The sequence below is a fragment of the Promicromonospora sp. NPDC023987 genome, from assembly GCF_040639055.1.
Taxonomy (GTDB): domain Bacteria; phylum Actinomycetota; class Actinomycetes; order Actinomycetales; family Cellulomonadaceae; genus Promicromonospora.
Window position 1 is genome coordinate 1 of sequence record NZ_JBEZZF010000109.1, and the last position, 10610, is coordinate 10610.

Sequence of the window (10610 nt, forward strand, 5' to 3'; positions counted from 1 at the left end):
CTCGGGTGGGTAAGCCTTGGGCACAACAACATCCTTCCAGCACCGACCTCAGGCCGGTACAGATCAGATGTCAACCGTTCCTGGGGCAGTCCCCACCAGCCGAGTCGGACCGCCGATTTCTTCAAGCAGATCCTGTCGTGGAAGTCTTCGACCGACCTCAGCAGCTGGCGCATGGCCACAACGCTGTCGATCGGACCGTACGGCGTTAGCGGGCTGAGCGACCTGTCCACGCCGGTCTACCCGCCCGGCCTTCCCGCACATGTCGCCTACCACCTCGCCACCGACAACATCGACCACGTCGTCAGCGACGCCGAAGCGGCTGGTGCGGAGGTCCTGGTCGCACCGTTCGACGCCGGCGACGAAGGACGAGTGGCGACCCTCGTCGACCCGTTCGGTGCTCCGGTGTCCCTGGTACAACGCACCGGCGGTCGTAGCTGGTCGCACCCGACGGGCTCACTGGGCACGCCGGCATCCCTGCGACACACGAGTGACGCGCCGGCTGCTGCGCGCCGGTTCTACATGGACACGCTCCGGGTCAACGACCCGGCTGTCCACTTCGCCGACTTCGACCCAGCACTTCCCCCGGTCCCGGCTTCCATCCCGGGATGGACTGGGATCATCACCGTCCGCGCGGTGAGCGAAGTGGCCAAGGCGGTCGCGGCCTATGCCGGCGGTAGCGTCACCAGCTACGACGGCAGCCGGCCGCTCACGCTCTTGACCTCGCCCGACGGTGTGCGGATCGGTGTCGCGAGCCTGTAGCCACGGTCGACCCGTGCCTGCCTGGCAGACGGATCACATGAGCTCGAGTGCTCCCGTGAAGCGCCCAGAACAGACGAGCTCCGGCCCCCCTGGTGGGAGGCCGGAGCTCAATGTCTCACGCTTCTTGGTGCAGTCAGTGTCCGGCGCCGAGGTTGCCGGCGAGCCGCTCGTGCCGCGCTGCGGAGTCGTCATTCATGCCGATGATCGTCACGTTCTTGCCCTTGGCCTCGTACTTGGTCGTCACGGCGTCCAGCGACGCGACGGTCGAGGCGTCCCAGATGTGGGCCTTGGTCATGTCGATCACGATGTTCTTCGGGTCGCCCGCGTAGTCGAACTGGTAGACCAGGTCGTTGGACGAGGCGAAGAAGAGCTCACCCTCCACCGCGTACACCCGCTGGTCGTCAGCGTCCGATGCGTCCAGGCGCTTGACGGAGGTGAAGTGCGCGACCCGCTGAGCGAACAGCACCATCGCGACCAGCACGCCGACGATCACTCCGTAGGCCAGGTTGTGCGTCGCGACCGTGACAATGACGGTCGCGATCATGACGGTGGTCTCGGACTTGGGCATGCGCCGCAGGGTGGACAGGTGGATCGAGTGCCAGTCGAACGTGCCGACGGAGACCATGATCATCACGGCGACGAGCGCGGCCATGGGGATGATGGCGACCACGTCGCCGAGTCCGACGACCAGGATGAGCAGGAACACGCCGGCCAGGAACGTCGAGAGGCGGGTGCGTGCGCCGGAGGCCTTCACGTTGATCATGGTCTGGCCGATCATCGCGCAGCCGCCCATGCCGCCGAAGAACCCAGTGATGATGTTGGCACTGCCCTGGCCCCAGGCCTCGCGGGTCTTGTTCGAGTGCGTGTCGGTGACGTCGTCGACCAGCTTGGCGGTCAGCAGCGACTCCAGGATGCCGACCAGCGCCATCGCCAGCGCGTACGGCGCGATGATCTGCAGCGTCTCGAGGTTCAGCGGCACGTTCGGGAAGAACAGGCTGGGCAGCGACTCCGGCAGCGCGCCCTCGTCACCGACGGTCGGCACGTTGATCGCCGCGACCACGACGGCGACCGTCAGCAGCACGATGGCGACCAGCGGTGCCGGGACCACCCTGGTCCACCGGGGCAGCAGCACCATGATCACAATGCCGACGGCGACCAACGGGTAGACGATCCACGGCACCCCGGTCAGGTGCGGCACCTGGGACAGGAAGATGAGGATGGCGAGCGCGTTGACGAAGCCCACCATCACCGAACGCGGGATGAACCGCATGATCTTCGCGACGCCGAGCAGGCCGAGCACCACCTGGATCACACCGGCCAGGATCACGGTCGCGATGAAGTAGTCCAGGCCGTGCTCGCGGGCAACGGGTGCGATGACCAGCGCGATGGCGCCGGTCGCCGCGGAGATCATGGCCGGGCGCCCGCCGAGGAACGAGATCGACACCGCCATAGTGAAGCTCGCGAACAGGCCGATGCGCGGGTCGACGCCCGCGATGATCGAGAAGGCGATCGCCTCCGGGATCAGCGCCAGCGCGACGACCAGCCCGGCGAGGACCTCGGTGCGCAGTGTCTTGACGGAACTGAACGCGGCCCTGAACGAGCCGGAGGCTGTGGCCTCGGGGGCGCCGGTCACCGGGATGGGCGCCGGGGCGGGATCGGGCAGGTCAAGGGGTGTGTGTGACACGCAGTATTCCTTCGAGCTCTGGGACGCGCACGCCCCGAGGACCAAGGTCGCGAGACCCGGTCCGGGTGGACAGGACTGAGCACGCGACACTGCGTACGAAGAATGTGGATGGCGTCGGTCCTCCCGGAATGGGTAAGGAGGAGGACCGAGCCGTCGGCAACCCTACCCTGACGTTAGGGAAGAGTCGATTGGTCCGGGTGTGACGTAGGTCGCTCGGCAAGGTCCTCCAGGCGGTTCGGCTCAGGTGCGACAGCGGCCCAGACGGCGATCCCGAGTGGCACGACCGCGGTAGCCAGGAGCGCGGGACCGTAGCCGCCGGTGGCATCGAAGACTGCAGCGAATACCAGCGGCCCGACGGCGGAGGCGGCCACACCCGCGGACGACACCAGCCCGCGGATCGACCCGATGTGCCGGATGCCGAAGTAGTTCGGCAGGCCGGTGTTCTCCACGGCCCGGGCCACGTTCTGCGCCACACCGAGGCAGACGCCGAACCCGATCGCCGACCAGCCCGGCGCTACTACCGTGCCCCAGAGCAGCGCCCCGGCCAGCGCCAGCATGGAGGTGACCAGCAGGGCACGGCCACCGAACCGGTCCATGAGCCACCCTCCGCCCAGCGTGGCCACGAGGCCGGCGGCGGTCTGCGGCAGGAAGTTGGCCGCCGCTTCGGTGGCAGTGAGCCCGTTGGCGGTCAGCAGGCTGATCTGGTGGAACGCGATGGCCGTGCCGAGCATCGCCGACGCCGCCAGGGCGCTGGTCACCAGCCAGAAGTACGGCTGCCGGACGACCTGTGCCCGGGTGAGCCCTCGGACGGGGACGTGGACGGCCTCCGGGTCGGGAGTGGCGCCGTCAGGCATCTGCCCCAGGTCGGCCGGGCGGTCACGGATCGCGAACAGGGCCAGGGGCAGCACGATGCACCACACGGCCGCGCCTTCGATGAGCCAGGCGGTGCGCCAGCCGACGTCGGCGATGAGGCGTTCCACGATCAGGGGTGTCAGCGAGATGCCCATCGCGCCGAACGCGGCGGCCAGGCCACCGGCCAGGCCGCGGCGCTTCTCGAACCAGTGGGCGACGACGGTGGTGGCGGTCAGCGCCATCGCGCCCTGTCCGGCCATGCGGACGCCCACGAAACCGGCTGTGAGTCCGACGACTCCGCTGACCAGGGACATCGCCATGAGGATGCCGCCGAAGCCCAGGCCGATGCAGGCCATGACACGGCGAGTGCCGTACCGGTCGATGGCTCGCCCCACCCAGGGCAGGGCGAGCGCACCGGTGACGGTGCCGATCAGATACGAGGTGGAGATCATCGACCGGCTGATGCCCAGGTCGGCGATGAGCGGGTCGATGAACAGCGAGATGCCCGCGGTCTGGCCAGGGCCGGAGGCGGCCAGGGCGAGCGCGGCGTAGACGACGATGTGCCATCCGTAGAAGCCCTGCGGGGAGGTGGCGTGCGGGTGCTTCCATGACACGTGCGGGCCTGTTTCCTTCCGTCAGTCCCCGCCTGCGACCAGCGGGGTCAGGGCGACCTGGGGATGGGCGCGCTGGAAGGCTCTCACGTGCCAGATGTCGCGCCAGAGCGTGAGCACCGTGCCGTCACCTCGTCGCGCGACCTTGGTTCCAGGGTAGGCGGAGACGGTCGGCAGGTCGGGTGCGTCCACCAGGCGGGCCGTCGAGAGCTGCAGCGGTTCCAGGTGCAGGCTCGCGGAGAACTCGTGCTCCATGCGGTAGTCCGCCACCTCGAACTGCAGCGGCCCGACGCCGGCCAGGATCGGGCTGGCGTCACCGAGCTCGTCGGCGACCAGCACCTGGACCACGCCCTCCTGCTGAAGCTGAGCGATGCCCTTGCGAAACTGCTTGGAGCGGCCCGGGTCCTGCACGCGGGCCACGGCGAAGTGCTCGGGGGCGAACGTCGGCATCGGCGGGAACTGCACGGCCGGGCCGTCAGGGTGGTAGATGCTGTCACCCACCGCGAGCGTGCTCGCGTTGACGAGCCCGACGACGTCGCCGGGATAGGCGACCTCCAGGGTGGCGCGGTCCCGGCCGAAGACGCTCAGGGCGTACTTGGTCGCGAACGGCCGGCCGGTACGGGCGTGGGTGAGCACCATGCCACGTTCGAAGCGGCCGGAGCAGACGCGCACGAACGCGACGTGGTCGTGGTGGGCGGGGTCCATCCCGGCCTGCATCTTGAACACGAACCCGGAGAACGGCTGGGTGACCCCGCGCTCCCCATCGTCGACGTCGGGCCGCGCGCCCGGCGCGGGGGCGAGGTCGACGATGGTGTCCAGGAGCTGGCGCACGCCGATGTTGGCCAGGGCGGCCCCGAACAGCAGCGGGGTGCTGCGCCCTGCCAGGAAAAGGTCTCGGTCCACTGGGTCCAGCAGGGCGGCCGAGTCGACGGCTTCGGCATGGTCCAGGCCGAACTCCAGGCCGGCCTGCTCTGGAGCGAGGACCTCCTCCTCGGCCAGGTTCGCACCGCCAGGCGCCTTGCGGTAGGTGCGGACGGCGCCCGTCTCGACGTCGAGCAGACCGGTGAACCGCCCGGCCTCACCAAGGGGCCAGGTCAGCGGCGCCGGGGGCAGGTCGATGCGGTCGACCAGCTCGTCGCACAGCTCGAGCGCCTCGCGGCCCGGCCGGTCCCATTTGTTGACGAACGTGATGACCGGGACTCCACGCCGTCGGCAGACCTCGAACAGCTTGAGCGTCTGCGGCTCCAGGCCCTTGGCAGCGTCCAGCAGCATGACCGCGGCATCCACGGCCGTCAGCACCCGGTAGGTGTCCTCGGAGAAGTCGGCGTGCCCCGGGGTGTCCAGGAGGTTGATCACGACATCCCGGTAAGCGAACTGCAGCGCGGCGGAGGTGATCGAGATGCCGCGCTTCTGCTCCATCGCCAGCCAGTCCGACACGACACCTGCGCGGTTGCCCTTGCCGTGCACCGCCCCGGCCTGGTCGATCGCCCGGGCGTGCAGCGCGAGCGCCTCCGTCAAGGTCGACTTGCCGGCGTCAGGGTGAGAGATGACGGCGATGCTGCGGCGGCGTGCGGCCTCCGCGCGAACGGTGCCCGGCTCGGTGGCCAGCGCAGTCAACGGGTCCCGCCCGAGCGGACATCACCGGACCGGATTCCCCGCTGCTGCCGACGCACCTCCCTGCGCAGGCTGTCGGCGAACTCCTCGGCCATCGCGAGCTGGTCTCGCAGTGCCTCGCACCGTTCCTCGGCCGCCGACTCGAACATGCTCAGACGTTCCAGCGCAGCTCCGCGTGAGGCGCCGTCAGGCCTCTCGTCGCCCGATCCTGCGGCGTCAAGAGTGTCGAGCGCGTCGAGCAGGCTGCGCATCTCGTCCAGGGAGAACCCGAGCGGCTTCATCCGCTTGATCAGCTGCAGGCGCGCGATGTCCGACTCGGTGTACAGGCGGAACCCGCCCTGCGACCGTGCCGACGGTGTCACGAGGCCGACTTCCTCGTAGTAGCGGATCGTGCGCAACGACAGTCCGATGCGCTCGGCTACCTCGCCGATCTGCTTGTGCTGCAAGCCCACAGCCCCTCCTCGAATCGAAAGCCCTACTCTACCGCTACGGAAGATGCATGCAGTGCAGTTTGCTTGACGACGGCACCGGAACATTCACCGTACACTCACGTCCCGTGAGAGATGGGCCATCTTTGGCCCGGCCTACGACACGGGACGCGACATGCCACGCAACTTTCAGTGCCCCCGCTGCGGGGAGCCCGAGGAGATCACCGGAGCCCGCACCGATTCGGGAATCGTGCTCACCTGCGATTCCTGCGCCTACTCCTGGCCACGGGACGAGGTCCCGCACTGCGCGACCTGCGCGGGCGCGGACGTGCGGATCACCTATCGCAAGATCCTGGCCCTAGGCCGTGCATCGGTCACCTCCGAGGTGGGCAGGCAGGAGACCTTCGTGTGCGGCACCTGCGACGCCGAGGCGATCGCACGGTGGACCGACCACGGCCACTCGCTGCCCCCGGAGTACATCACCGCCGCTGTGGACGCCAACGCCGCCCACCACCGCTCCGGTGAAAGTCCCCCCGCAGCTGCCCAGGTAGGAGACGCCGGGCCGCCTGACGATCTCGAATCCGAGCGCGTCTTCCTGACCCAGGCCAAGAACGCTCTGGCCGCTATGCACGCCGAGGTGATCGGAACCGAGACGCCGCAGATCACCTCAGAAGACTCCGACGAGATCTACCAGAACACCGTCTACCGGCTCGCCCGCGAAAAGCGGGCAGGCCTGCTGACCGACGTCGCGGACATGCCGCTCTACTTCGGTCGCCTCGACCTCGGAACACATCCGGTCACGACGACACCGCCGCGTGAGCACCAGTATGTCGGCCGCCGACACGTCCGCGACGCCAGTGGCCGGCCGCTCGTGCTCGACTGGCGCGCGCCCGCCTCCCGGGCGTTCTACCAGGCGCGGCGCAGCGAACCTCAGGGTGTCGTGCGACGTCGCCGCTACGGGTTCGACGACCACGCCACTCTGACGGGGTTCGAGGACGAGCTGCTGGTCACCGCCGACGACACCGCGAACACGGTCGCTGGCGACGCCGCGGTGGACGCGCTCCTGGCCGCCGAGATCGAGCGCCCGCGCAGCGGCCCGATGCGCGACATCATCGCGACCATCCAGCCCGAGCAGGACGACCTGGTGCGCGCCCCGGAGACACCCAGCATCTGCGTGCAGGGAGCACCGGGCACCGGCAAGACCGCGGTAGGCCTGCACCGGCTCGCCTACCTGCTGTTCACCGAACGCGAGCGGCTGACCGGCAGTGTGCTCGTCGTCGGGCCGAACGACTCGTTCCTGCGGTACATCAGCCGGGTGCTGCCCGCCCTCGGTGAGGTCGACGTGCGGCAGACGACGGTCGGCGAGCTGGTCGGACGCCAGTGGACGGCCACGCGCGACGATGCCCCAGATGCGGCACGCCTCAAGGGCGACCCGCGCATGACCGACGTGCTGCGCCGGGCGGTGTGGGCCGCCGTCGGGCACACCTGGGCCGAGGTGACCTACGCGCCCGGTGGTGTGCGCTACCGACTCACCGAACAGGAGGTGGCCGCGGCAGCCGCGCAGATCGTGAACACCGGACGCCGCTACGACGTCGGGCGCAAGGCGCTGGCCCGGCGTCTGGCACACCTCCTGCTGGCCCAGATGGAGGCACAGGCCATCGTCACGGACGACCGCACCCTCGGCGCAGCGGCGCGGTCGCGCGAGGTCACCAGGGCTGTCGGCGCGGTCTGGCCGGTGCGGACACCCGCGTCCACCCTGCACGGCCTGCTGACCGACCCGGATACCCTCGCCCGAGCCGCCGACGGCATCCTCACGTCGCAGGAGCAGGACGTGCTGCTGGCGGACCGCCCCGGACCGTCGGCCCGAACAGCGCGGTGGAGCCCGGCCGACGTGGTGCTCCTGGACGAGCTGCAATTCGTCCTGCGACCCGAATCTCCGGTGATCCGGCACCTGGTGATCGACGAGGCCCAGAATCTCAGCGCCATGGAATGCCGCGCCCTGGCCCGACGGTGCGCCGGATCGTTCACCGTGCTGGGCGACGTCGCCCAAGCCACCGCGCCCGGCGCGATCGCCGACTGGGCCGAGCTGACCAAGCACCTCGGCGTGCCCGACGCGCGGGTCGAGGAGCTGGGCCGCGGATACCGCGTGCCACGCCAGGTGCTCGACCTGGCCTCCCGCCTGCTCCCCCGGATCGCACCCGACCTCGCACCGCCCGGATCGTTGCGCGACCTGCCCGGCTCACTGATTCTGAACCGCACAAGCGCGGACAGGCTCCCGTACGAGGTGGCCCGGGCATGCCGAGAGATGGCAGACGGTGGCGGGTCCGTGGCCGTGATCGCCGACGACGACGCGGCGGGCCCGCTCCGGGACGCGCTCGTTGTTGAAGGGATCGACGCGACCCTGCTCGGTGAGCCATCGGCCGATGCCGCCGGACCAGGCCCGTCGGACAGCAGCACGACGTATGCGGCGCCGGATGTCACGGTCGTCCCCGTCATGCTCGCCAAGGGGCTGGAGTTCGACGGCGTCGTGCTCGTCGAACCGGCCGACATCGCAGATGGGCACGACCGTGGCCTGCAGCGCCTCTATGTGGGGCTCACGCGCGCCGTCACCCGGCTCGAAGTGATCCACACCGGCGAGCTACCCGAGTTGTTGCGCGACAAACCGGTCGTGTCGGCCCCGCTCGCACAGAAGGTCTAGCCCGGAGCCCAACGAAAAGTGCTTGGATCGATGCCGAGCGGCTCGCCCGGACCGGACTCCTACCTGCTGACAGATCTGCACCTGACGCCCTACGGGGCACCGGCTGCTTCGCATGACCGACGCCGATCTGACGGCCGTCGTCGATTTGGACAACTGCGGGACAGGCCGAGGTCGAATGGGAGGTCGCCGGGGCGTGAGCCCGCCCAGGTGGCGATGATCCGACCTGAGGTGGATGGCACCCGCGTGCCGCTATGGCAGCCTCGGGCACATGCGTGCTTGGAGTCCGACTGTCCAGCGATGGCACGGCGTAGTCGACGGCAGCGAGCATCGCGTCGAGGCCACGGGTCGGGTGCGCCACCGATTCGTCTGGTTTGCGGACGGCGAACCGTTGGCGGTCCGGCGCAGGTGGCTTCCGCGCGCTCGCCTCGTCGCCCCCGTGGGCGAGCTCCGGTTGACGACCAATCGGGTATTCCTCCGGCGATCGGGTTCGAGGTCGCTCGACGCCGTCGAGTTCGAGCCCGAGAGCGGCTCGCCCGCTGCCCGGCGGCGCGACGAGATCATCAACCGGCCGATCTGGTTCGCAACGCGAGAACTGCTCATCGCGGTCGCCGTCGTCGTGCTGCCGATCGCACTGGTCGCCCTGGTCGTCCGTCTTCTCGGGATGCTCCGAGATGCCGGGGTGTGGCTCCCGCAGCCTCCCTCGATCCCGTTCGCGGACTTCGATCTGACCGATCTTGGCGCGCCCTCATGGTTCCAGGACCTGCTCGACAGCTCTGACTACGTCCTGCCGGTCGTGATCGCGCTGGGCATCATCTGGCTTGAGCTTCGCCGTAGGCGGCACCTGCTGGAGATTATCGAGCAACGAGAGGGCACGGACCCTCAATGAGTGCAGGTCGATGCCTGTCCCACTGCGCGGTGCCTGGGGCGACGACAGCCCGCCTTCAGAGCTCGACCGGGACGTCCGGGAGGTAGCTCCACAGGTCGCGCATCGTCGCGTACGAACGGTCCGGCAATCGTTCCAGAGCCGTGATGAGTTCCGGCGAGGCGCCGCCGGCGACCGCGGCCGCCAAGATGTCGGAACGGTCAGCTCCCGCTGGGCCGAAGGCATCGGCGACCAGGTCGGCAATCTGGATTCGAGCGACGTTACCCACTCTGTCTCCTCACACGAGTTCGATCGTGCGCAACTCTACCGTAACGTGAAGGTAGGCCGGGCCGCGGGATCGCGGGTACCGGGTTCTTCGCTGGTGCGCTGAATACAAACCTGCCCCGACGTTAGGGTAAGGTCGCGGATGGCTCGGCCCCCAGACTTCCCGTTTCCAGGGGGCCGACGCCACTCACCCCCAATCCGGCGTCGCCGCCCAGAAGGACTTCATGCGCACTGCAGCCCGAGACCTCGCCAGCCCTCCAGCACTGACCGCCGGAGCGCTGCGCATCACCCCGCTCGGCGGCATCGGCGAGATCGGCCGCAACATGACGGTCTTCGAGCACGACGGCAAGCTGCTCGTCGTCGACTGCGGGGTCCTCTTCCCCGAGGACACCCAGCCAGGGATCGACGTCATCCTGCCCGACTTCACGAGCATCGAGTCTCGCCTCGACGACATCGAGGCGATCGTGCTCACGCACGGGCACGAGGACCACATCGGCGGCGTGCCGTACCTGCTCAAGCAGCGGCCGGACATCCCGGTGGTGGGGTCTGAGCTGACGCTGGCGTTCGTGTCCGCCAAGCTGACCGAGCACCGCATCAAGCCGGTCCTCAAGCGGGTCGAGGCCGAAGACCGGTACACGGCGGGCCCGTTCTCGCTGGAGTTCATCGCCGTCAACCACTCGATCCCCGACGGCCTCGCCGTCGTGATCCGGACGGCCGCGGGGACGGTGCTGCACACGGGCGACTTCCGGATGGACCAGTTCCCGCTCGACGGGCGCCTGACGGACCTGCGCGCCTTCGGCCGCCTGGGTGACGAGGG

The 10610-nt window shown here is 69.2% G+C and carries 9 protein-coding genes; 4 read left to right on the top strand and 5 right to left on the bottom strand.

Translation table 11 applies throughout. The features are described 5' to 3' along the window. Window positions 1-30: 30 nt before the first annotated feature. The gene (locus AB0F40_RS26235) at window positions 31-759 is read left to right on the top strand and encodes a VOC family protein (protein WP_357474972.1); all 729 of its coding nucleotides are present in this window, start codon (window positions 31-33) and stop codon (window positions 757-759) included. A 133-nt stretch (window positions 760-892) separates the two neighbouring features. Here the strand turns inward: AB0F40_RS26235 and AB0F40_RS26240 are convergent, their stop codons facing one another. From AB0F40_RS26240 to AB0F40_RS26255, 4 genes are all read right to left on the bottom strand, one after another. Further along, window positions 893-2443 carry a SulP family inorganic anion transporter gene (locus tag AB0F40_RS26240; protein WP_357474949.1) on the bottom strand — a complete coding sequence of 517 codons (1551 nt, stop codon included), beginning with the start codon at window positions 2441-2443 and terminating at the stop codon, window positions 893-895. 173 nt (window positions 2444-2616) lie between these two features. After that, window positions 2617-3909: an MFS transporter gene (locus AB0F40_RS26245; protein WP_357474952.1), complete on the bottom strand. Its 1293-nt coding sequence runs from the start codon at window positions 3907-3909 to the stop codon at window positions 2617-2619. A 21-nt stretch (window positions 3910-3930) separates the two neighbouring features. After that, a complete protein-coding gene (locus AB0F40_RS26250) occupies window positions 3931-5523 on the bottom strand; it encodes a peptide chain release factor 3 (RefSeq protein ID WP_357474954.1) in 1593 nt (530 codons plus the stop codon). Next, window positions 5520-5972, bottom strand: a complete 453-nt coding sequence (locus tag AB0F40_RS26255; protein ID WP_357474956.1) for a MerR family transcriptional regulator — start codon at window positions 5970-5972, stop codon at window positions 5520-5522. Before AB0F40_RS26255 ends, AB0F40_RS26250 begins: the two co-directional genes overlap by 4 nt. Before the next feature lie 151 nt (window positions 5973-6123). On the opposite strand from AB0F40_RS26255, the gene AB0F40_RS26260 reads away from it, so the two are divergent. Beyond that, complete coding sequence (locus tag AB0F40_RS26260; protein WP_357474959.1) at window positions 6124-8646, top strand: ATP-binding domain-containing protein; 2523 nt, start codon at window positions 6124-6126, stop codon at window positions 8644-8646. Window positions 8647-8878: 232 nt separating this feature from the next. Further along, window positions 8879-9532: a hypothetical protein gene (locus tag AB0F40_RS26265; RefSeq protein ID WP_357474963.1), complete on the top strand. Its 654-nt coding sequence runs from the start codon at window positions 8879-8881 to the stop codon at window positions 9530-9532. A gap of 55 nt (window positions 9533-9587) precedes the next feature. Here the strand turns inward: AB0F40_RS26265 and AB0F40_RS26270 are convergent, their stop codons facing one another. Further along, window positions 9588-9797 (bottom strand): DUF2795 domain-containing protein, encoded by a 210-nt coding sequence (locus AB0F40_RS26270; protein WP_357474966.1) that lies wholly within the window; start codon window positions 9795-9797, stop codon window positions 9588-9590. 220 nt (window positions 9798-10017) lie between these two features. Here AB0F40_RS26270 and AB0F40_RS26275 point away from each other — a divergent pair. Next, on the top strand, window positions 10018-10610 hold a 593-nt coding region (locus AB0F40_RS26275), incomplete at its 3' end, for a ribonuclease J (protein ID WP_357474969.1).

Coding starts and splice junctions, on each gene's coding strand:
- AB0F40_RS26260 (WP_357474959.1), top strand. CDS start 6,124: ATGCCACGCAACTTTCAGTGCCCCCGCTGCGGGGAGCCCGAGGAGATC.
- AB0F40_RS26265 (WP_357474963.1), top strand. CDS start 8,879: ATGGCACCCGCGTGCCGCTATGGCAGCCTCGGGCACATGCGTGCTTGG.